Source organism: Dietzia maris (assembly GCF_014144855.1).
Taxonomy (GTDB): domain Bacteria; phylum Actinomycetota; class Actinomycetes; order Mycobacteriales; family Mycobacteriaceae; genus Dietzia; species Dietzia kunjamensis.
On sequence record NZ_JAALDN010000323.1, the window covers coordinates 1 to 20,375 of the forward strand.

The 20,375-nt window shown below is 69.9% G+C and carries 17 protein-coding genes; 6 read left to right on the forward strand and 11 right to left on the reverse strand.

Annotated elements, in window-relative coordinates:
* Window positions 1-95: 95 nt before the first annotated feature.
* From G6024_RS10975 to exaC, 3 genes are read right to left on the reverse strand one after another with little or no spacing between them, the layout of a single operon-like run.
* Complete coding sequence (locus G6024_RS10975; protein ID WP_067714954.1) at window positions 96-731, reverse strand: HD domain-containing protein; 636 nt, start codon at window positions 729-731, stop codon at window positions 96-98.
* 46 nt (window positions 732-777) lie between these two features.
* The gene (locus G6024_RS10980; RefSeq protein WP_194307384.1) at window positions 778-1,260 is read right to left on the reverse strand and encodes a DUF779 domain-containing protein; all 483 of its coding nucleotides are present in this window, start codon (window positions 1,258-1,260) and stop codon (window positions 778-780) included.
* Window positions 1,260-2,783, reverse strand: a complete 1,524-nt coding sequence (gene exaC, locus G6024_RS10985; RefSeq protein WP_067714957.1) for an acetaldehyde dehydrogenase ExaC — start codon at window positions 2,781-2,783, stop codon at window positions 1,260-1,262. Before exaC ends, G6024_RS10980 begins: the two co-directional genes overlap by 1 nt.
* A 214-nt stretch (window positions 2,784-2,997) precedes the next feature.
* Between exaC and mftM the strand changes: the two genes are divergently transcribed.
* Window positions 2,998-3,831, forward strand: a complete 834-nt coding sequence (mftM, locus tag G6024_RS10990) for a mycofactocin oligosaccharide methyltransferase MftM (protein WP_082923826.1) — start codon at window positions 2,998-3,000, stop codon at window positions 3,829-3,831.
* Between the two features lie 60 nt (window positions 3,832-3,891).
* Here the strand turns inward: mftM and G6024_RS10995 are convergent, their stop codons facing one another.
* The 7 genes from G6024_RS10995 to G6024_RS11025 all read right to left on the reverse strand — a co-directional run bounded on the left by G6024_RS10995 (window position 3,892) and on the right by G6024_RS11025 (window position 12,547).
* Entirely contained in the window at window positions 3,892-4,539 is a 648-nt protein-coding gene (locus tag G6024_RS10995) for a MadR family response regulator transcription factor (RefSeq protein WP_067715131.1), read from the reverse strand.
* A 20-nt stretch (window positions 4,540-4,559) separates the two neighbouring features.
* Window positions 4,560-5,927: a GAF domain-containing sensor histidine kinase gene (locus G6024_RS11000; RefSeq protein ID WP_067714959.1), complete on the reverse strand. Its 1,368-nt coding sequence runs from the start codon at window positions 5,925-5,927 to the stop codon at window positions 4,560-4,562.
* A complete protein-coding gene (locus tag G6024_RS11005; RefSeq protein ID WP_069389263.1) occupies window positions 5,924-7,087 on the reverse strand; it encodes an iron-containing alcohol dehydrogenase in 1,164 nt (387 codons plus the stop codon). The genes G6024_RS11000 and G6024_RS11005 overlap by 4 nt, the downstream gene beginning before the upstream one ends.
* 25 nt (window positions 7,088-7,112) lie before the next feature.
* The gene (locus tag G6024_RS11010; protein WP_067714962.1) at window positions 7,113-8,645 is read right to left on the reverse strand and encodes a VWA domain-containing protein; all 1,533 of its coding nucleotides are present in this window, start codon (window positions 8,643-8,645) and stop codon (window positions 7,113-7,115) included.
* Window positions 8,642-9,715: a MadB family AAA-type ATPase gene (locus tag G6024_RS11015; RefSeq protein ID WP_067714965.1), complete on the reverse strand. Its 1,074-nt coding sequence runs from the start codon at window positions 9,713-9,715 to the stop codon at window positions 8,642-8,644. Before G6024_RS11015 ends, G6024_RS11010 begins: the two co-directional genes overlap by 4 nt.
* Before the next feature lie 121 nt (window positions 9,716-9,836).
* Window positions 9,837-11,108: an NDMA-dependent methanol dehydrogenase gene (mdo, locus tag G6024_RS11020; RefSeq protein WP_067714967.1), complete on the reverse strand. Its 1,272-nt coding sequence runs from the start codon at window positions 11,106-11,108 to the stop codon at window positions 9,837-9,839.
* A 227-nt stretch (window positions 11,109-11,335) separates the two neighbouring features.
* The gene (locus G6024_RS11025) at window positions 11,336-12,547 is read right to left on the reverse strand and encodes a GAF domain-containing protein (protein ID WP_082923828.1); all 1,212 of its coding nucleotides are present in this window, start codon (window positions 12,545-12,547) and stop codon (window positions 11,336-11,338) included.
* A gap of 150 nt (window positions 12,548-12,697) precedes the next feature.
* Here G6024_RS11025 and G6024_RS11030 point away from each other — a divergent pair, with 150 nt between their 5' ends.
* A complete protein-coding gene (locus tag G6024_RS11030) occupies window positions 12,698-14,488 on the forward strand; it encodes an AMP-dependent synthetase/ligase (RefSeq protein WP_067714973.1) in 1,791 nt (596 codons plus the stop codon).
* Window positions 14,489-14,549: 61 nt separating this feature from the next.
* On the opposite strand, the gene G6024_RS11035 is transcribed toward G6024_RS11030, so the two are convergent.
* Window positions 14,550-16,358: an AMP-dependent synthetase/ligase gene (locus G6024_RS11035; protein ID WP_069390383.1), complete on the reverse strand. Its 1,809-nt coding sequence runs from the start codon at window positions 16,356-16,358 to the stop codon at window positions 14,550-14,552.
* Between the two features lie 173 nt (window positions 16,359-16,531).
* On the opposite strand from G6024_RS11035, the gene cysK reads away from it, so the two are divergent.
* The 4 genes from cysK (at window position 16,532) to fdhD (ending at window position 20,259) form a co-directional block, all read left to right on the forward strand.
* Window positions 16,532-17,467 carry a cysteine synthase A gene (cysK, locus tag G6024_RS11040; RefSeq protein ID WP_159148702.1) on the forward strand — a complete coding sequence of 312 codons (936 nt, stop codon included), beginning with the start codon at window positions 16,532-16,534 and terminating at the stop codon, window positions 17,465-17,467.
* Window positions 17,467-18,075, forward strand: coding sequence for a serine O-acetyltransferase EpsC (gene epsC / locus G6024_RS11045; RefSeq protein WP_067714980.1), 609 nt, complete (start codon window positions 17,467-17,469; stop codon window positions 18,073-18,075). The genes cysK and epsC overlap by 1 nt, the downstream gene beginning before the upstream one ends.
* Window positions 18,076-18,167: 92 nt before the next feature.
* Window positions 18,168-19,490, forward strand: a complete 1,323-nt coding sequence (locus G6024_RS11050; protein ID WP_159148703.1) for a glycosyltransferase 87 family protein — start codon at window positions 18,168-18,170, stop codon at window positions 19,488-19,490.
* Complete coding sequence (gene fdhD / locus G6024_RS11055; RefSeq protein WP_159148704.1) at window positions 19,438-20,259, forward strand: formate dehydrogenase accessory sulfurtransferase FdhD; 822 nt, start codon at window positions 19,438-19,440, stop codon at window positions 20,257-20,259. Before G6024_RS11050 ends, fdhD begins: the two co-directional genes overlap by 53 nt.
* Window positions 20,260-20,375 lie beyond the last annotated feature (116 nt).

Sequence of the window (20,375 nt, forward strand, 5' to 3'; positions counted from 1 at the left end):
GGGCCGGACGACGCGCGGGCCGTCACCGAGATCATGGTCGCCGCCGGCGTCGCCGAGCACACCGCGGCGATCACCCCGCCGGGCGTCGAGCCGGACTAGTCGCTCCCGGCGGCCCCCGCGCGCAGCAGTCCCAGCTCGCGGTTGAGGTTGGCGTGGGCCTGCTTCTCCCACATGTCGCGACCCGCGCGGGTGAGGAACACGGATTTGCGCTCGAGCAGTCCCTCGAGCGCGGCGATCCGCCCGGCGACAAATCTCTCGCCCGGGACGTGGGCGAACTCGTGCCGCACGTCCGCGGCGTAGGTGTCGTAGGTCTCCGGGTCTGCGCCCAGGACGGCCAGGTCGGCGTCCGAGAGGACGGCCCCGTCGAGGTCCCCGGGCTCGACCCGGTGCCCGCCCATGAGACGGACGAGGCGCGCGACCTCCTCGACGGGCGCGGCGGGGTCGAGCAGTTCCTCGGCCAGCGCCGCCGACTTCTCGTTGTTCTCCGCGCCCGCGGGATCGAACACCGCGGCGTGCAGCCACGCGGCCAGTCGGACCGCCGTGGCGTCGAAGGTCTCCCCGTCCGCCTCGAGCGCGTCCACGGCCCGGAGCACCGCCCGCAGGTGCGTCTCGTTGTGGTACCGCCGCTGCGGCTCGTTCCAGCGTCTCAGCAGGTCAGCCCGCAGCTCGGGGGTGAGGAACCCGACGGGGGCGTCGAGCGGGTCAGCGGAGGCCGTGCGATCCGTGTCCATGGTCGGACTCTACCGCCGAACCTGCGCTGATCCGCGCCGGATCGGGTTACTCCTCCAGCTCCGAGCCCAGCCTCGGTGGGAACTCCTCGAGTGCGGCGAGCTCGGCGGTGTCGAACGTGCGGGCCCTGGACAGGAACCGCTTGCCGGTGGGGTTCTCGAGGCTGAACCCCGAGCCCCGTCCCGGGATCGCGTCCAGCACCAACTGCGTGTGTTTCCACGTCTCGAACTGGGAACCCGAGATCCACACGCGGACCCCGGGTGCCAGGTCCAGCTCCCCCACCAACACGTCGCGCTGCCCCACACGGAACTCACCGTCGGGATAGCACATGGGCGCCGAGCCGTCGCAGCACCCGCCGGACTGGTGGAACATCACCGGGCCGTGCCGGCCGACGAGCTCGCGGATGAGCTCGACGGCCGGCTCGGTCGCCACGAGGCGCGGCGGTAGGTCGGCGGGCGCGCCCTCCGGGGGGAGCGCCCGCGCGGCGATGCGCACGCTCCCGCCCGAGGGCAACCCGCACACGTCGTCCATCAGAAGAAGCCCTGCGGCTTGCCCGAGTAGCTCACGAGCAGGCACTTGGTCTGCTGGTAGTGGTCGAGCATCATGCGGTGGTTCTCGCGGCCGATGCCGGACTGCTTGTAGCCGCCGAACGCCGCGTGCGCCGGGTACTGGTGGTAGGTGTTGGTCCACACGCGGCCGGCCTGGATGGTGCGGCCGGCCCGGTAGGCGGTGGTGCCGTTGCGCGACCACACACCGGCACCGAGTCCGTAGAGGGTGTCGTTGGCGATGGTCATGGCGTCGTCGAAGTCGGTGAACGAGCTCAGGGACAGGACCGGCCCGAAGATCTCCTCCTGGAACAGCCGCATCTTGTTGTGACCGCGGAAGACGGTCGGCTGCACGTAGTAGCCACCCGCCAGGTCACCGTCGAGCTCCGCCCGGGCGCCGCCGGTGAGCACGTCCGCGCCCTCCTGCTTGCCGATGTCGATGTAGGACAGGATCTTCTCCAGCTGATCGCCCGAGGCCTGCGCGCCCAGCATGGTGTCGGTGTCGAGCGGGTTGCCCTGGGTGATTTTGTTGGTGCGCTCGATCGCGAGTTCGGTGAACTCGTCGAAGACCGACTTCTGCACCAGCGCGCGCGAGGGGCACGTGCACACCTCGCCCTGGTTGAGGCCGAACATCGCGAACCCCTCGAGTGCGGCCTGCCGGAAGTCGTCGTCGGCGTCCATGACGTCGGCGAAGAAGATGTTGGGGCTCTTGCCGCCCAGCTCGAGGGTCACCGGGATGAGGTTCTCGGAGGCGTACTGCATGATCAGCCGCCCGGTGGTGGTCTCGCCGGTGAAGGCGACCTTGCGGATCCTCGGGTTGGAGGCCAGGGGCTTGCCCGCCTCGGCGCCGAAGCCGTTGACCACGTTGAGCACGCCGGGCGGGATGAGGTCACCGATCACCGACAGCAGGAACAGGATCGACGCCGGGGTCTGCTCGGCCGGCTTGAGCACCACGCAGTTGCCCGCGGCCAGTGCCGGGGCGAGCTTCCACACCGCCATGAGGACCGGGAAGTTCCACGGGATGATCTGGCCGACCACGCCGAGCGGCTCGTGGAAGTGGTACGCCACCGTGTCCTCGTCGATCTGTGAGATCCCGCCCTCCTGCGCGCGGATACACCCGGCGAAGTAGCGGAAGTGATCGATCGCCAGCGGGATGTCGGCCGCCAGACACTCGCGGATCGGCTTGCCGTTGTCCCACGATTCGGCCAGGGCGATGGCCTCGAGGTTCTCCTCCATGCGGTCGGCGATCCGGAGCAGGACCAGCGAGCGCTCGGCGGCGGAGGTGGCGTTCCAGGCCGGGGCGGCGGCCCACGCGGCGTCCAGGGCCGCCTCGATGTCCTCGGAGGTGCCGCGGCCGACCTCGCAGAAGACCTGACCGGTGATCGGGGTGACGTTCTCGAAGTACTCGCCCTTGACGGGTGCCACCCACTCGCCGCCGATGTAGTGCTCGTAGCGGCTCTCGTAGGACATCACCGAACCATCGGCGCCGGGCTGTGCGAAAACGGGCATCGTGCCCCTCCTTCTCCTCCGCGCGACCCCCGTGGTCGTCGCTGTGATGTAGGACACTATCCGCGGCGGGGTTGCAGCAACGTTGCACGACGGACGATTCCGTCCGACTCCGTGCGGGCACTGCCCGACCGGACAGGCCCCCACCCGTTCGACCTGCCGGAATCCACCGCATCCCCTCGCCGCGGACGTCCCGACCGCCCTACCGTCAGCCCCCATGGAGACCACCGCGAGACCCGGGGCGACCCGAGAGATTTCCGCGATCCGGGGCGGACCGGGCCGACGCTTCGGGGCGTTCACCGTCGTGGCCGACGCCCATCGGGTACGGATCGGGCACGACCTCAGCCACGACGAGGTGAGCGAGGCGGTGATCCCGGCCATGTCCCGAGACCTGCTCGACACCGGGGTCCTCCACACCGTGGACGAGTTCCACCGGGCCGTGACCGCGCTCGTGACCTCCCGGGACGGGAGCTGGCAGGAGTGCTGGTCCGACTACTACCGGTCCTCGATCGCAGCACTGACAAACGGCCACTGCCCGTTCTCCCCGGTCCACGACCGGGCGGTGGCGGAGTTGGTCGGCGACTCGGCGCTGGAGATCGGGTGTTGCTTCGGGTTCCTGTCCCTGCGGCTCTCACGGGAGGGGGCCGGGACCATCGCGGCAGATCTGGACCCCACCGTCCTCAAGCTGCTCCGGACCTGCGCACCGGCCGGTGACACCCTGCCGACCCCCGTCTGTCTCGACGCGCGGACGACTCCCTTGGCGACGGACACCGCGGACACCGTCTACCTCGTCCACGTCCTCGAGCACCTCGACGAGGACGCCGGCTGGGACATGGTCCGCGAAGCCCTCCGTCTGGCGCGACGCCGTCTGGTGATCGCCGTCCCCTTCGAGGCGGTGGCGGTGGCACAGTACGGGCATGTCCGGACCTTCGACATCCCCACACTGACGAGCCTGGCCGCCCGGATCGCGACGGTCGGACACGGCCGGTCGGCCGGTATCCGGACGAGGGTCGACGAACACCACGGGGGATGGCTCGTGGTGGACACGTGAGTCCTCTCGCCACCCGCCCTACTCCAGCCCCGCTCGCCTCCCACCCCCGCCCGTCGCCGGTCAGAGCAACCCCTGCCGACTGGCCACGTACACCGCCTCGGCACGCCGGGAGACCTTGAGTTTGCGCAGGATGTTGCTGATGTGGAACTTGGCGGTGGTGGCCGAGATGAACAGGGCCTGACCGATCTCCTTGTTCGACATCCCCTCCGCCAGCAGCGTCAGGACCTCGATCTCCCGGGCCGACAGGGCCTCGGACGCCGAGCCCCCGCCCTTGAGAGCGTCGAGCACCATCGACGCGGTCCGGGTGTCGAAGGCGCTCTGCCCCGCCGACACCGACCGGACGGCGGTCACCAGCTCGGTGACATCCACGTTCTTGACCACGTACCCACGTGCTCCGGCCCGGACCGCACGCACGACTATCGCCTTGTCGAGGAAGGTGGTGAGCACCAGCGGGGCGACGTCGGGGAACAGGTCCCGGACCGCTGCACAGACCCGCAGTCCGTCGAGTTCGGAGCCGCTCCCTAGTTTGAGGTCGATCACCGCGACGTCCGGGCGGGTCGAGGTGATGACCTCCAGCGCCGAGTCCGCGGTCGACGCCTCCCCGACCACCTCGATATCGGGTTCCCGCTGCAGCATCAGCCGCAGCCCTTCTCGGAGGACCGCGTGATCGTCCACCAGGACGGTGCGGATCGTCGCCGGTGGGGTCATGGGGCCGGCCGCCGACGGGGTCATCGGACCGGCCGCCGGTCCGCACCGTCGACGCGGGGCGCCACCACCGTGATCGCCACCCCGCCCAGCTCGGACTCCGCGATGCTCATCACGCCCCCCACCAGTTCCGCCCTCTCCCTCATGTTGACCAGCCCGTGGCGCTCGTCGGGGGACCCGGTCCGGGCCGCTTCGAGCAGGTGGCGCAGGTCCTCCGGCCGGCCCTCGCCGTCGTCCTCCACGGTCAGACCCACGGCCTCGTCACTGAAGTCCACAGTCACCACCACTCCGTTCCCCCGCGAGTGTCTCGCGGCGTTCGCGAGCGCCTCACCGGCGATCCGGAGCAACTCGTGCTCGATCTCGTGGGTCGTGGGGAACTCGCTGCCGAGGAGCCTGACCTCGGTGGACATGCTCGACGGGACGTGGAGACGGCAGAGATCCTCGATCAGCCGACTCAGGCTCCCGTCACCGTCGTCGATCGTGCGGAGGGCGTAGATCACGGACCGCAACTGTTCGACGGCCTGGTCGGTCAGATGCACCGCCTTCTCGAGCAGCGGCCGCTGCTGCTCGGCCCGTCCCACCGCGTCGAGGCCGAGTTGGAGATGCATCCCCGCGCCGAGGACGAGCTGGGACACGCTGTCGTGGAGTTCCCGGGCCATCCGCGACCGTTCCACGTCGAGGATCCGCTGGCGATGCGCGGCGTCGAGCTCCCGGTGGGCGATCTCGAGTTCGGAGTTCCGCCGGGACAGCTCCACCACGTGCCCCCGGGCCTCCTCGTACGCCTCCTCCGCCCGCGCGAGCAGCGTCTCCTTGTCCCGGAACAGGACGGAGTTGTGCAGGGCCACGGCCGCCTGCGCGGCGAGGATCCGCAGGACCACGGTGTCGATGTCATCGGCCGGTCTCCCGGGGTGGCGCCACGACGCCAGCCCGCCGATCACCCCGCCGTGCAGGATCAGCGGCACGGTCACCGCGTCGGGGCCGCCGGCCTCGGCCACCTCGGCGGAGCGGCCGCCCCGGAGCACCGCGAGCAGGACGTTGACCACACCCTTGGGCAGACCGTCCGGCACCGGCGCGAGATCCCGCCCCTCGAACGCCACGAAGCGCCCCTCGGGGTCCACGAGGACGTGCCGTGGTTCGACGGACGGGAGCTGACCGTCCCGGAGGGCCACCAGCGCCCACTGGGCGTCGAGCTGGTCGTACGCGACCCTGAGGACGGACAGCATCAACTCCTCGGGCCCCTCGGCGGTCCGCACCAGCGCCCCGGAGACGCGATCGAGTGCGTGCATGGACCGTCGCAGCCGCGATTCGGCCGCACGGTACTGGTCGAAGAAACTTCTCTTGACCGACCGCAGGCCGAGGAGTGAGTCCAGGTCCGTGGGCCCCTCGGTCATGACGCCTCCCGATAGAGCCGTTCGACGTCCTCGAGGGTGACGGGACGCGGATTCGTGGCCATGCAGAGATCGTCGAGCGCGTGCGCGGCCAACGTGGGGATGTCCTCGCCCCGGACTCCCAGGAGCGAGAGTCCCGACGGGATCCCGACCGACGCGGAGAGGTCCCGGAAGCGGTCCGCGACCCGGTCCGTCACCTGGCCGCCCCGGGAACCGACGGTGACGCCGGCCGCGCGCGCCAGGCCGGCCATGCGGTCCGGAGGCATCACCACCCCGTTGTGTCGGACGACATGGGACAGCAGGACCCCGTTGATCTGGCCGTGGGACGAGTCGTACCGCCCGCCCACCGGGTGGCTCATCGCGTGGACCGCCCCCAGCACGGCGTTGCTGAACGCCATCCCCGCCTCGAGCGACGCCAGCGCCATGTCCTCCAGCTGCACGTGACTGAGCCTCTCGCCGGCCGCGAGCCTGTCGAGCGACCGCGCGCACAGCTCCACGGACCGCAGGGCGTGGGAGTCCGTCAGCGGGCCCGCCGCGCGCGAGAAGTACGCCTCCACCCCGTGCGAGAGCACGTCGATCGCGGTCGCCGCCCCCACGTCCTCGGGGACGGTCGCATGGGTACTCGGGTCGATGACCGTCACGTCCGGCACCAGCGACCGACTCACGATGGTCACCTTGGTCCGGCGGTCCGAGTCGTTGACCACGCAGAACTGCGAGACGTCGGCCCCACTGCCCGCCGTCGTCGGCACGGCCACCACCGGGGGCAGCGGCAGCCGGACACGGTCGACCCCCTCGTACTCGAGGACGTGCCCGCCGTTGGAGACGACGAGCGCGACCCCCTTGGCGGCGTCGATCACCGAGCCGCCGCCCACCGCCACGATCACGTCGCACCCCGAGGAGTGATAGGTCTGCGCGCCCTCGAGGATCTGGGACGCGCGCGGGTTGGGGCGGACGTCGGACCACACGACCGGCTCGGCACCCTGTGCCCTCAGCCCCTCGACGACCGTGCCCGGCCACGGGGTGAGTTCGAGCCACGGATCGGTGACGACGAGGGGGCGACGTGCGCCCAGTCCCATGGCGGCGGTCGCGGCCTCGGGCAGGGCTCCGAAGCCGAAGAGGATCTCCGGCGCGTGGAACTTCGCCACCCGGCCTTCCGACGACATGACCTCACGATAGGCCCGGGGCATCTCAGGCGAGCGAGCTTCCCAGCAGACCTGCCCGTTCGGACAGTTCCGCGGGGTCACGCGCGGTCACCACCCCGTCCAGGTATCGCGCATACGCGCTCAGTCCGCACGTGGGCCGGTTCCAGTACCTCCGGGCCTCCGGGGTGATCCACGCCATCCGGTGGGCCCGCCTGCTGATGCGGCCCACCAGGTCCTCCCGCGGATCGAGCCCGTTGCTCCGCCCGTCACCCACGATGAGGACCGAGGTCCGGGCGTCGATCAGGTCGCCGTTGCGGTCGAGCAGCTCGGCGAACATCCGGCCGTAGTCGCTGCTCGCCTCGAGATCCAGTCCGGGTGCGGACAGGACGGTCGCCAGCGCGTTCTCGCCGGACGACGACAGGAGGTGGTCCGTCACGTCGACGGGTCGGTCGACAAAGGCGACGACCGAACACCGGTTGACCTTCTGGTGCAGGCTCTGGGCCAGCCGCAGGACGAAGCCGGTGACGGGCCGGACCGAGAGCGACACGTCGACCAGGATCAGCAGCTTGAGCGGACCGGGGACGCGGGTCCGGTTCATGATGGTGAACGCCTCGCCGTCCGTCGCCCACGCCCGACCCAACGTGGAGCGAGAATCGAGCAGTCCGCGGGCGAACGGTCGCGATCGTCGGCGGGGGGCGCCACGGATGCGGCGCATCACCTCGTGGGACGCGCGTTCGAGGTCGGCGCTGTCGGTCACCTCCCGGCCACCCCGGACCTCGTCGTCGTCGACACGTCCGTCGGTGGCGTCCTCCGGGAGGCTCTTCAGGAACGCGAGCACCGCGTCGACGAACATCCCCGCCTGCTCGCCTCTCAGATCCCCGCCGTCGTCACCGTGCGCCGCATACACCTGACGGGCGTCGTAGCCGTCGAGGGTCCGCAGGACGTCGAGCGCGTCCGCCCATTCCAACGACTCCTCACCGGACACCGAGATCGCGGAGGACCCCATCTCGCCGACATGGTCCGATGACGCGCGGTCCACCTCGATCTCGTAGGTGACCGAGGACTGCCACCGCTCCGCCCCCTCCTGGACCGCGAACTCCTCCTCCCCGGTCGCGGTCGAGAAGTCTGAGTCGTCGTAGTGCATGTCCTCGTTCCGCCGGCTCGTCTCGTCTCCCTCGACCAGATCCCCGATCTCGGCCGGGTCCAGGTCCGACGGGGTGGAGGGCGAGGACTCGTCCGTGTCCAGCTCCAGTTCGTCGGGCAGTCCGCCCACCTGCGGGGCGCCGCCGTGGGCCCCTCCGGCGTCCTCGGTACGGGTGGTCAGCACGCCCAGGAAGAAGCGGTCGAACACCGCGTCGAATCCCCGGTTCTCCCGCTGGTACTTGACCGTCACCGCACGGAGCGCCGCCCGCAGGGCCTCGGGCCGGGACGTCCCGACCATCGCGAGGACTGTCCGCAGCTCCACCACCTCGGCCGGGGAGACCGCCACCTCGCGCTCCCTGAGGAGTCGGCCGAACGCCACGGAGGCGATGTCAAGGACATCCGAGGGCGAGAGGCGGGACGCCGTCCCGGTCGTCATCGCCGTCCGGTCCCGCGCCCGGCCCCGCTGCGGGCCCGACCGGCCCCGAACGCGGCGGAGGTCGACGCCCCGGTCGCATCGGCGGCCGCCCTCATGTCCCGCCCGTTCCCTGCCGGCTCCTCTCCGGGGGCGCCCCCACCGCCGAGCACGCCGCGGGCGACATCGTCGTCGGACCGGTACTTCAGAAGGGCGGCGGACAGGACCCAGCCGAGCTCCGGACCGTCTCCTCCCCACACCGACGCGGCGCGGGCCGCGTCCACCACCTCGGAGATCGACGGAGGCTTGCGCAGCGGCATCTCGCGCAGTCGCCGCGCCTTCTCCACCACATCGGCCGCCACGGTCTCCGGAACCTCCGGTGCGCGGGATCGGACGATCTCCGTCTCCCGTGCGGCGTCTGGGAAGTCCACGTGGAAGTGCAGGCACCGGCGCTTGAGGGCACTCGACAGCTCCCGGGTGTCGTTCGAGGTGAGGATCACCCAGGGGGTGGTGCGTGCGCGGTAGGTGCCGAGCTCCGGGATCGTCACCTGTTTCTCCGCGAGCACCTCGAGCAGCATCGCCTCGAGCGACTCCTCCGTCCGGTCGATCTCGTCGATGAGCAGGACCACCGGGTCCTCGGACATGATCGCCTCGAGCAGCGGCCGAGTGACCAAGAAGTCCTCACCGTGGATCCCCACCTCCATCTCCGCCAGCGCGGCAGAGGCGGCGGCGAGATCCTCGTGCACCTGCAGTTCCACCGTGATCCGATCCCGGAGCATCTGGACGTGGAGCAACTGCTTGGCGTAGTCCCACTCGTACAGTGCCCGGGCGTCGTCGAGTCCCTCGTAGCACTGCAGCCGGACTAGCCGCCGACCGAACGCGGAGGCGAGCGACTTGGCCAGCTCGGTCTTGCCCACACCGGCCGGCCCCTCCAGCAGCAGCGGCCTGTCGAGGACCGTCGCCAGGTGCACGACCGTCGCGAGTTCCCGGTCGATGATGTAGCCCGTCCCGCGGAGCGCCTCCTGCAGGACCTCCACGTCGATCACCGCGTCCGCGGGACCCACCTCGTCGGGGCGATCGTCGATGACGTCCATGGTCGGGCCCTTCCCGTGTTCTGGATGGTGGTGTCCCCCCGGGGGGCGCGCGGGACGGATCCGCTCGCCCGCCCCCGGGGAGGACCTGGTGGGGTTAGTGCGACCTGCCGGCGCGAGACGGTCAGTACGAACCGGTCATCGCGTGTTCGACCATCGGGATCAGTGACTCGACCGTGGACTCACGCGGGTTACCCGGGGTGCACGCGTCCCCCATCATGTGTTCGGCGATCCTGCGGATGTTCTCCGCCGAGGTATCGATCCTGTCGCCCTTGCCCTTGTACTTGCCCGTGTCCATCTGGTTCTTCTCGTACAGCCCGGGCGTGATCTGACTGAAGTTGTCGGGGATACCGACGTCCTTGGACAACCGGATGGCGGCCTCCACCGCGGCGTCGGCGGCCTGGACGGTCGTCATGTTGCGGGTGTCCACGCCCATCTGCGGCGCGAGTTCCGCGTAGCGCTGGTAGCGGGACGGCAGGTTGTACTCCCACACCCGGGGCAGGGCGATCGCGTTGTTCAGACCGTGGTGCGTGTCGTAGTAGGCGCTGATCGCGTGGGACATCGAGTGGATCATGCCCAGGCCGCCCGAGTTGAACGCCTGCGTCGCGATGTACTGCGCGTTCATCATCCCGGTCCGCGCCTCGAGGTTGCGGGGGTCGTACACGGCCGTCGTGAGGTTGTCCGCCACGAGTTTGGTCGCGTACAACGCATTGCCCAGCGACGGGGCGAAGTCGAGCCGCGAGACGTACGGCTCCGAACAGTGCGCGAGGACGTCGAAGCCGCAGTAGGCGGTGAAGTGCTGGGGGCAGGAGTAGTAGAGGAGCGGGTCGTCCATCGCCAGCGAGACCAGGCTGGCGTCGTCGAACGCGACCCACTTGTGCGGGTGGTCCATGTCCGAGGTGTCGGTGATCACGTAGGCCCACGAGGTCTCCGCACCGGTCCCCGCAGTGGTGGACACCGCGATGTGCGGCGGGTTCTCGAAGTTGGTGGACTTGGAGAAGCCCTGGAACTCGTTGATGTCGCGGCCGTCGTGGGCGATCACCACGCGCGCGCCCTTGGCGGCGTCGTGGCTGGAGCCACCGCCCACCGAGATGATGCCGTCGCACTTCTCCGAGTTGTAGAGGGCCGCGGCGTCCATGACGTTGTAGTCCTTCGGGTTGGACTCGACCTTGTCGAAGACCACGACGTCGAGCCCCTGATACTCGATCTTGCCCTTGAGCTCCTCGATGATCCCCGACCCGCGTAGTCCGGTGGTCATGATGAGAACCCGGGTCATCCCCAGCTTCTTGGCCTCCACGCCGAGGATGTCGTGTGCTCCGACACCCAGCAGAGCCTTGGGGAGAGGGTGGAACTCCTTGATCGGCATGTCCCAGATCTGATTCAGTTCGATCGCCATCGTGCGCCTCCTGCTCGAGCGACCCCCACCTTCGGCGGGGCGGTGAATGTGACACCGATCACTCTTGCCCGGCGGCCGCCCTGTCCGGAACAGCTACTGCGGTGTTCTGTCCACCCGGCACACACGGACAACCCGGATGGCACCGCCGCACCTACCCGAACGGACGGGCCCGGGCCGATTCGTCCCCGACATTCAGGCCACCGTCGCCGTCGCGATCCCCGCGCCCCTCACGCCCCGAAGCGCTGATCGAGGACGCGACACCGCGCCTCGGCCGCCGCGACGGTGGAGGCGTCCGCGTACCGGGACCGGGCCAGGCTCCGCCACGCGGCGAGGTCCTCCCGCCCGGCGCCGGCGACCCAGGCCCTGAGGACGGGGAGCCGATCAGCGGACAGGACCGCGGCCCGCACCATCGAGTGGAGCTCGAGCCGCAGGTCGGCCACCCCGGGAGCGTCCGAGGCCGGCAGGATAGGTCCCGGATAGGAGGCCACCGCCTTCATCACGTCCCCGGAATCGAGTGCGTCCGTGACCTCTCGGACGTCGGTGACCAGAGCGCCCGGGGCCAGGCGGTAGGGCCTCGAGGCCACCACATCCGGCCCGAACACCCGCCGGAGGCGGGAGACCTCGGCGCGGACGCTGACCTCGTCGAGCCTGTCGTCGGCGAGCAGTTCCGCGAGCGCCCCTCCCGTCAACCCCTCCGGATTCGCGTCGAGCAGGACACAGATCTCGGCATGCCTGCCGGTCAGGGCACGCCCCGCGCCTCCCGGGCCGTCCCCGTCGAGGACGCCGGCCCCCGCACCGAGCACCCGCAGCCTCACACGCCCTCCGAGGGGGTGGTCGACCCCGCCTCGCCGGGGGACGACGAGGCCGGCGGCCGTGCGCAGCTCGCCCTCGGCGAGCATCACCGTCGCCCGTATCAGCGCGAGCATCTGGTCCGAGGTGGCGCTGCTCGGGCCGGTGACGTCGATGAGCCCGATCAGTTCACCCGTGGCGGGGTCGTGGACCGGTGCCGCCGCACAACTCCATTCGTGGGCCATCTCAAGATAGTGCTCGGATCCGCGGACCCGCACCTCGGTGTCGTGCCTCAGCGCGAGCCCCGGCGCGTTGGCCCCGACCGCCTCGTCCGTCCAGACCGCGCCGGGGATGAACGCCATGGACTCCGCGCGGGACCTGACCCCGCGGTCACCGATCACCCGCAGCAGTCGTCCCCGCTCGTCCGCGACAGCGACGATGTGCCCGCTGGAGACCACCCCCGGGACGAGGACGGACTCGACCACCGGGAGGACCGACGCCATCCGGTGCTGCGCCACGTGGCGGGAGAGGTCCGGACCCTCCAGTTCGACCGACGGCGCGACCACCGTGGGGTCGATCCCCCGGTGCCTGCTGCGCTCCCACGACTCGGCCACCAGCAGGCTCGCCGCGGGTCCCGTACCCCCGAACATGACGCTAGTGTAACCCATATCACAGTAACGAGGATCACGAACCTGACGCGCCCCTCATAAACGGATCTAAATAGACCGTGCTGAACACGGATGGCGAGCAACCCTCTACACTTGACAGTGGTACAGGCCACACATGACCTAAGGATCGCGATGACGACCGAGTTCGCCACCCCTCCCGCCTCGAAGCCCTTCCCCGTTCCGAACCTGGCCAGACTGGTGTTCAAGAACGCGGAGGAGGCCCCGAACGACGTCGCAGTGCTGCGCCGCGTCGGTAGCGACTGGAAAGAGGTCACCTGCGCCCAGTACCTGGAGGAGGTCAAGGGCGTGGCCAAGGGCCTCATCGCCCGCGGCGTCAAGCCGGGGGACCGCCTCGCGATCATGAGCCACACCCGCTACGAGTGGTCGCTGATCGCCTGGGCGGCCTGGTCCGTCGGCGCGGTGACGGTGCCGATCTACGAGACCTCGTCGTCGGCCCAGTGCAACTGGATCCTCACGGACTCCGGGGCGACCGTCGCGGTGGTCGAGGACCTCGACCTGCGTGGGGTGCTCGCCGCGGAGACCGAGTGGCAGGGCGACATCCTCGTCATCGAGAACGATCTCGTCGCCCAGCTCACCGAGGCCGGCGCGGCCGTCTCCGACGAGGAGCTCGAGCAGGCCTCGCTGGCGATGGGCCACGAGGACCCCTGCGCGATCGTCTACACCTCCGGCACGACCGGCAAACCCAAGGGCTGCGAAATCCTGCACGGCGGGTTCGGCGGCGTCGTGGTGGCCGTGGAGGAGCAGCTCCAGGACGCGTTCGTACCCAACAGCCGCACCCTGATCTTCCTGCCGCTGGCCCACGTCCTCGCCCGCATCCTGGAGGTGGCCTGCTTCTACAAGCGCGTGGCCGTGGCGCACGAGCCGGACACCACCAAGGTCATCGAGCGCCTCGGCGAGATCCACCCCACCTTCCTGGTGTCGGTGCCGCGCGTGCTGGAGAAGGTCTACAACTCCGCCGCGGCAAAGGCAGAGAACGCCGGTGGCGCGAAGGCCAAGATCTTCAAGGCCGCCGTCCAGACGGCCATCGACTACTCCAAGGCCCTCGAGAACGGCGGCCGGCCGTCGGCCGCGCTGAAGGTCAAGCAGAAGCTCTACTCGAAGCTCGTCTACTCGAAGCTGCACGACGCACTGGGCGGCGAATGCGACCGCATCATCTCGGGCGGTGGGCCGCTGGGCGCCCGCCTGGGCCATTTCTTCCGCGGCGCCGGGTTCGACCTGCTCGAGGGCTACGGCCTGACCGAGTCCTCGGGCGTCCTCACCGTCAACCCGACCAACCGGGCCAAGATCGGCACCGTCGGCACGCCGATCCCGGGCGTCACAATCCGCATCGCCGAGGACGGCGAGGTCCTGGCCAAGGCCAAGACACTGTTCAAGGGCTACTGGCGAAACCCGGAGGCGAGCGAGGCCGCGTGGACCGGCGAGTGGTACCACACCGGTGACATCGGCGAGCTCGACTCCGACGGCTACCTGTCCATCACGGGTCGCAAGAAGGACCTCATCGTCACCGCCGGCGGGAAGAACGTCTCGCCGTCACAGCTCGAGGACCTGCTCACCTCCGACCCGCTGATCAGCCAGGCCGTCGTGGTGGGCGACAACCGCAGCTACATCGCGGCGCTCGTCACGATCGACCCGGAGACGTTCCCGGCGTGGCGGGACAGACACGGCAAGACCGGCGAGGTCTCGGACCTGCTGCAGGACGGCGACCTGGTCGGCGCGGTCCAGGACGCGGTGGACCGGGCCAACAAGTCGGTCTCCCGCGCGGAATCCATCCGCAAGTTCAAGATCCTCGCGGCCGAGTTCTCCGTCGAGTCCGGCGAACTCACTCCCACCCTCAAGCTCAAGCGCAAGGTCGTGCACGACCGGTTCGACAGCGAGATCGAGTCGCTGTACACCGGCGCCTAATCCGCCGATCGTGGGAGCGCCCGGGCCCGGACGGGTTCCGGGCGCTCCCACATCCGCCCGATCAGACGTACATGCCCTCGATCTGCTCGGCGTAGTGCTGCTCGACCACGTGCCGCTTGACCTTGAGGGTCGCCGTCAACTCGCCCGAGTCCTCAGTGAAGTCGCGGGGCAGTACGACGAACTTCTTGACGCCCTCGGCGTGTGAGACCTGCCGATTGGCATCGTCCACGGCGGCCTGGATCTCGGCGCGCAGCGCGGGGTCGGTGACCAGGTCCTCGACCGGCCGGCCGCTGCGATCGTTCTCCGCCGCCCAGTTCTCGAGCTCGACCTCATCCACCGTGATCAGCGCGGAGACGAACTTACGGGCCTCACCGATGAGGACCGCGTGGCCGACGAGTCGATGCGCCCGGATCGCGTCCTCGATCTGCCCCGGCGAGACGTTCTTGCCGCCGGCGGTGACGATGATCTCCTTGGCGCGACCGGTGATCGTCAGGTATCCGTCCGCGTCGAGCGAACCGAGGTCACCGGTGGCGAACCAGCCGTCGCGGACGGCCTCGGCGGTGGCCTCCTCGTTGTTCCAGTAGCGGTCGAAGATCAGCTCGCCGGCCAGTTCCACCTCACCGCTGTCGGCGATCCGGACGCTCGTCCCGGCCACGGGTCGCCCGACGGTGCCGATGCGCTGGCAGCCGGGACCGTTCACGGTGGCGGCGGCGGTGCTCTCGGTGAGCCCGTAGCCCTCGTAGACGGGCACGCCGACTCCGCGGAAGAAGTGCGAGATGCGGTCGGGCAGGGCGCCGCCGCCGGAGATGGCGTACTCGCACCGGCCGCCGAGCGCCTCGCGGATGGCCTTGTAGACGAGCAGGTCGAGCGCCTTGTACCGGGCGGCGTGCAGGAGCGAGGGCCGGCGCGCGTCGTCCAGTCCGTCGTTGCCGCGCAGACGGCTGTCCTCGATGGCGACCGCTTCGGCGCGCTCGAAGATCCCCCTCTGAACCGCGCCCTTGGCGGCGGCCTTCGTGGCGATCCCGTCGCGCACCTTCTCGAAGACGCGGGGGACCCCGAGAATCATGTGCGGCCGGAAATCGGCGAAGCGCGGGAGGATGGTGGAGGTGTCGTCCCAGAAGCCGACGGTCGCGTCACCGAGGTAGACCGTGTAGGTCACGGCGCGGGCGAGCACGTGGGCCAGTGGCAGGAACATCAGGACCTTCTTGCCCTGCTGCGCCATCGACCCGATGGGGTGGTCGAGCAGCGCGTGACACTCCGACAGGAGGTTGCGGTGGGTGATCACGCAACCTTTGGGCCGTCCGGTGGTGCCGGAGGTGTAGATGATCGAGGCGGGGGTGTCGAGCTCGAGAGTGGCCACCGCGGCGTCCAGGGTCTCGGCCTCGACGGACTCGCCGTCGGCCTCGAGGGCCTCGAGCCCGCCGTCGTCGAGGTAGAGGATCCGGGTGCAGGTGTCGGGGACGGTCGTGTCTCCGACGACGACGACGTGTTCATCGTTCTCGGCCACGAGAACCTTCGCCGCGGAGTCGGCGAGAATCCATTCGAGTTGCCCCGCCGAGGATGACGGGTAGATCGGCACGGTGATGGCTCCGGCGGTCCAGACGGCGAGATCGACCAGCACCCATTCGAGGCGGGTTCCGGCCATGAGCGCCACCCTGTCCCCGGGCTCGACGCCGGCCGCGATGAGTCCGGCCGCGATCCTGTCCACGCGCTCGACGAGTTCGGCGTTGGAGACGGATCGCCACCGGCCGTCGACGTGATGGTCGAACGGGACCGCCCGCGGCGCCGTGGCGGCGCGCCCTCGCGCCACCACCGGGATCAGGTCGGAACGTATGAAGTTTCGCTGGGCGGGGACGGTGATCTCGCGCATGCCGGAGGCGGCCTTTCGGGCGACGATGAAAATGGAGCGCAGTCGATTATCGGCCCGACGGGCGCTCGTGGCAATCAGGGGACCATTCCCTGGCCACACCCTCGTGCCATCTCGACCTATCGCGTACACTCGCGAATAGACAGACCTGTTCATTCTTCAGAACGGAACACACCATGGCGCAGATCTACTCCGACATCTCTGAGACCATCGGCAAGACCCCGCTGGTCCGTCTCAACTCCCTGACCGAGGGACTGCAGGCCACCGTCCTGGCCAAGCTCGAGTCCGCCAACCCGGCCGCGAGCGTGAAGGACCGCATCGGCGCGGCGATCATCGACGACGCGGTGGCGTCGGGCGGCCTCAAGCCGGGTGGCACCATCGTCGAGGGCACCTCGGGCAACACCGGTATCGCGCTGTCCATGGTCGCCGCGGCCCGTGGATTCAAGGCCGTGATCGTCATGCCCGACACCATGTCGGTCGAGCGCCGCGCCGTGATGCGCGCCTACGGTGCCGAGCTCATCCTCACGCCGGGCTCCGAGGGCATGAAGGGTGCGGTGGCCAAGGCCGAGGAGATCGCCGCGACGCGTGAGAACGCCGTCCTGGCGCGCCAGTTCGCCAATCCCGCCAACGTGGACGTCCACCGCCGCACCACCGGCCCCGAGATCTGGGAGGACACGGACGGCGACATCGACGTGTTCGTGGCCGGCATCGGCACCGGCGGCACCATCTCCGGCGCGGGCAACTACCTGCGCTCGCAGAAGTCGGACCTGCACATCGTCGCCGTCGAGCCCAAGGACTCCCCGCTGCTGACCGAGGGCAAGGCCGGTCCGCACAAGATCCAGGGCCTGGGCGCCAACTTCGTGCCCGAGATCCTCGACCGCGAGATCTACGACGAGGTCATCGACGTGACCCTCGAGGACTCGCTGGAGATCGCCAAGCGTCTCGGCAAGGAGGAGGGCATCCTCGCCGGTATCTCGTCCGGTGCCAACGTGTGGGCCGCGCTCGAGCTCGCGAAGCGCCCCGAGAACGCCGGCAAGACCATCGTCGTGATCGTGTGCGACTACGGCGAGCGCTACGTCTCCACGATGCTGTTCGAGGACTACCGCGACTGATGACGCCGACGTCCGATCGCCCGGTGGGGTTCTGGCGCACGCTGCGCGAGGACCTCGCCGCGGCGCGCGCCCACGACCCCGCCGCCCGGGGCGACGTCGAGAACGCCGTCGTCTACTCCGGCCTCCACGCCATCTGGTTCCACCGGCTCTCGCACCGGCTGTGGAACGCCGGCGGCGCCGGCCGCACCGCCGGACGCGTCCTGTCCCAGTTCTCCCGATTCCTCACGGGGATCGAGATCCACCCCGGCGCCACCATCGGCCGACGGTTCTTCATCGACCACGGGATGGGCGTCGTCATCGGTGAGACCGCGGAGATCGGCGACGACTGCATGCTCTACCACAGCGTCACCCTCGGCGGGGTCTCGCTCAAGCAGACCAAGCGCCATCCCACCCTGGGCGACCGCGTGACCGTGGGCGCCGGCGCGAAGATCCTGGGCCCCGTCGAGATCGGTGACGACTCCTCGGTCGGCGCCAACGCCGTCGTCGTCAAGAGCGCCCCCGCCGACTCGATCGTCGTGGGCATCCCGGGCGAGGCACGGCCTGCCAGGTCCACCAAGGAGGAACTGCGCGACGCGCAGTTCTACATCGATCCGGCCATCTACATCTGAGGCGGATCCCATCGAGAAGACCGTTCCGCACGCATCGCCCGAGTGACGGCGTGCGGAACGGTCTTCTCGTTGACGGACTAGGCTTTCCGGCTGTGCGGACGCTTCCGACTACCTACTGGCTGCGCGCCCCGCTGGCACTGCTGGCCCTCGCCTCGGTGGTCATGGTGCTGCGGGTGCCCGACGAGCGGACCCCGTGGTGGGGCATCACCGGGAACTTCCTCGACGTCAACGTCTACCGCTGGGGCGGCAGCGCCGTCCTGAACTCGATCCCGTTGTACGACGGACTGCTCTCGGGTGACGACTCCGGGCGCTTCTACCCGGAGATGCCGTTCACCTACCCGCCGTTCTCGGCGCTGCTGTTCGCCCCTCTGGACCTGGTGACCCCGCGGCTGATGGAGGCGGCGTGGCTCGCGCTGACCCTCGTCCTGCTCTATCTCGCGGTCCGGATGTGCCTCCGTGCGCTGGACTACCGCCCGGACCGGGTCACCGCCCAGGTCTCGCTGTGTCTCGCGCTCATCGCCCTGTCCACCGAGCCGGTGCGGACCACCGTGTGGTTGGGCCAGATCAACATCCTCCTCCTGGTCCTGGTCCTGGCCGACCACCTCGCCTGGAGGTCGGGCCGCCGGTGGGCGGGGATCGGTTCGGGCCTGGCCGCGGGCATCAAACTCACCCCGGCGTTCTTCTGGGCGCACTGGGTCCTCACCGGACGCTGGCGGATGGCCGTCGTCTCCGAGGCGGCGTTCGGCGGCACTGTCGCCCTCGGCTTCCTACTGATCCCCCGCGACGCCGTGCGGTACTGGTCGGGGACCCTGTTCGAGTCCCAGCGGATCGGGCACGACGCCATGTTGGCCAACCAGTCCCTGCGGGGTGCCATGGCCCGTCTCGCCGGCACGGAGATGGCGCCCACCTGGGCGTGGCTGCTCGGGGCCGCGGTGGTGGCGGCCGTCGGCCTGGGCGTCGCCGCGCTGGCCCATCGCGCCGGGCACCAGCTCCTCGCCCTGACGTTGGCCGGACTGACGATGACCATGGTCTCGCCGTTCTCCTGGGGCCACCACTGGGTGTGGTTCGTCCCGCTACTCGTGCTGACCGTGCACTACGCGATCGCCGCCCGGCGCTGGTATCTCTGGCTGCTGCCGGCGCTGCTCTGGGCGGCCACCGCGAACTGGGTGCAGAGCTTCCCCGACCCGAACTTCCCGGACGACCGCTGGGTGGCGATGGGCCTGTTCATGCTCGGCGGCGACATCCCGCCGGTCATCTACACCGTGATCACCAACGCCTACCCGCTGACCTGGTTGGCCGCGGTGGGGCTCGCCGCCCTCCTGCTCCTACGCCCCGGCCCGGACGGCGCTAGGCTGCGCGACTATGGGACGGCGGACGGCTCGTCACCCGGCGCGCAGGATCCTCGCCGCGGGTGACGTCAGGCGAGAGGTGGCGACGCTCGCCGTCGAGGAACCACTCGAGATCAGGGTCGGCGGCCAGCCGTTCGTCGTGACCATGCGGACGCCGGGCGACGACATGGACCTGGCGGCGGGCCACCTGGTCTCCGAGGGCGCCGTCTGGAACCGCGAGCACCTGCCCGAGATCTGCTACTGCACCACCGTCAGCGGACGGACCGAACAGGACTACAACACCCTCACCGTGACCCTGTCACCGGACATCCCGGAGCCCCGCTCCGCGCGGGCGTCCACCATGAGCAGCGCCTGCGGCGTGTGCGGCGTGGACTCGATCGACGAGGTCCGGCGCTCGACCCACTTCCCGGCCGAGCCGGCGGAGCCGCTCATCGATCCCGCGGTCCTGCTGTCCCTGCCCGACCGGCTCCGCGAGCACCAGCAGGTCTTCGACAAGACGGGGGGCGTCCACGCGGCGGGGCTGTTCTCCCCCACCGGCGAACTGCTGTGCCTGCGTGAGGACGTGGGGCGACACAACGCGGTGGACAAGGTGGTCGGCTGGGCGTTGCGCGAGGGGCGATTGCCGCTGCGCGGGGCCATCCTGCAGGTCTCCGGCCGGGCCTCGTTCGAGCTCGTGCAGAAGGCGTCGATGGCGGGGATCCCGCTCCTGTCCGCGGTGAGCGCGCCGTCATCGCTGGCGGTGGACCTCGCCGCGGGAACCGGCGTGACCCTGGCCGCCTTCAGCCGGGTCGACCGCGCCACCATCTACACCCACCCCGAACGCATCCGCGATTGACTCACCCCAACCCTGGCGAACTAGATACCCCCCAGGGTATCTTTCAGGCATGGTTTCCACGACTGACATTGACACCTTGGCCTCCCTCCACCAGCAGGGCGCCCCGCTCATCGATG

Coding starts and splice junctions, on each gene's coding strand:
- G6024_RS10975 (WP_067714954.1), bottom strand. CDS start 731: ATGGACACGGATCGCACGGCCTCCGCTGACCCGCTCGACGCCCCCGTC.
- G6024_RS10980 (WP_194307384.1), bottom strand. CDS start 1,260: ATGGACGACGTGTGCGGGTTGCCCTCGGGCGGGAGCGTGCGCATCGCC.
- exaC (WP_067714957.1), bottom strand. CDS start 2,783: ATGCCCGTTTTCGCACAGCCCGGCGCCGATGGTTCGGTGATGTCCTAC.
- mftM (WP_082923826.1), top strand. CDS start 2,998: ATGGAGACCACCGCGAGACCCGGGGCGACCCGAGAGATTTCCGCGATC.
- G6024_RS10995 (WP_067715131.1), bottom strand. CDS start 4,539: ATGACCCCACCGGCGACGATCCGCACCGTCCTGGTGGACGATCACGCG.
- G6024_RS11000 (WP_067714959.1), bottom strand. CDS start 5,927: ATGACCGAGGGGCCCACGGACCTGGACTCACTCCTCGGCCTGCGGTCG.
- G6024_RS11005 (WP_069389263.1), bottom strand. CDS start 7,087: ATGTCGTCGGAAGGCCGGGTGGCGAAGTTCCACGCGCCGGAGATCCTC.
- G6024_RS11010 (WP_067714962.1), bottom strand. CDS start 8,645: ATGACGACCGGGACGGCGTCCCGCCTCTCGCCCTCGGATGTCCTTGAC.
- G6024_RS11015 (WP_067714965.1), bottom strand. CDS start 9,715: ATGGACGTCATCGACGATCGCCCCGACGAGGTGGGTCCCGCGGACGCG.
- mdo (WP_067714967.1), bottom strand. CDS start 11,108: ATGGCGATCGAACTGAATCAGATCTGGGACATGCCGATCAAGGAGTTC.
- G6024_RS11025 (WP_082923828.1), bottom strand. CDS start 12,547: ATGTTCGGGGGTACGGGACCCGCGGCGAGCCTGCTGGTGGCCGAGTCG.
- G6024_RS11030 (WP_067714973.1), top strand. CDS start 12,698: ATGACGACCGAGTTCGCCACCCCTCCCGCCTCGAAGCCCTTCCCCGTT.
- G6024_RS11035 (WP_069390383.1), bottom strand. CDS start 16,358: ATGCGCGAGATCACCGTCCCCGCCCAGCGAAACTTCATACGTTCCGAC.
- cysK (WP_159148702.1), top strand. CDS start 16,532: ATGGCGCAGATCTACTCCGACATCTCTGAGACCATCGGCAAGACCCCG.
- epsC (WP_067714980.1), top strand. CDS start 17,467: ATGACGCCGACGTCCGATCGCCCGGTGGGGTTCTGGCGCACGCTGCGC.
- fdhD (WP_159148704.1), top strand. CDS start 19,438: ATGGGACGGCGGACGGCTCGTCACCCGGCGCGCAGGATCCTCGCCGCG.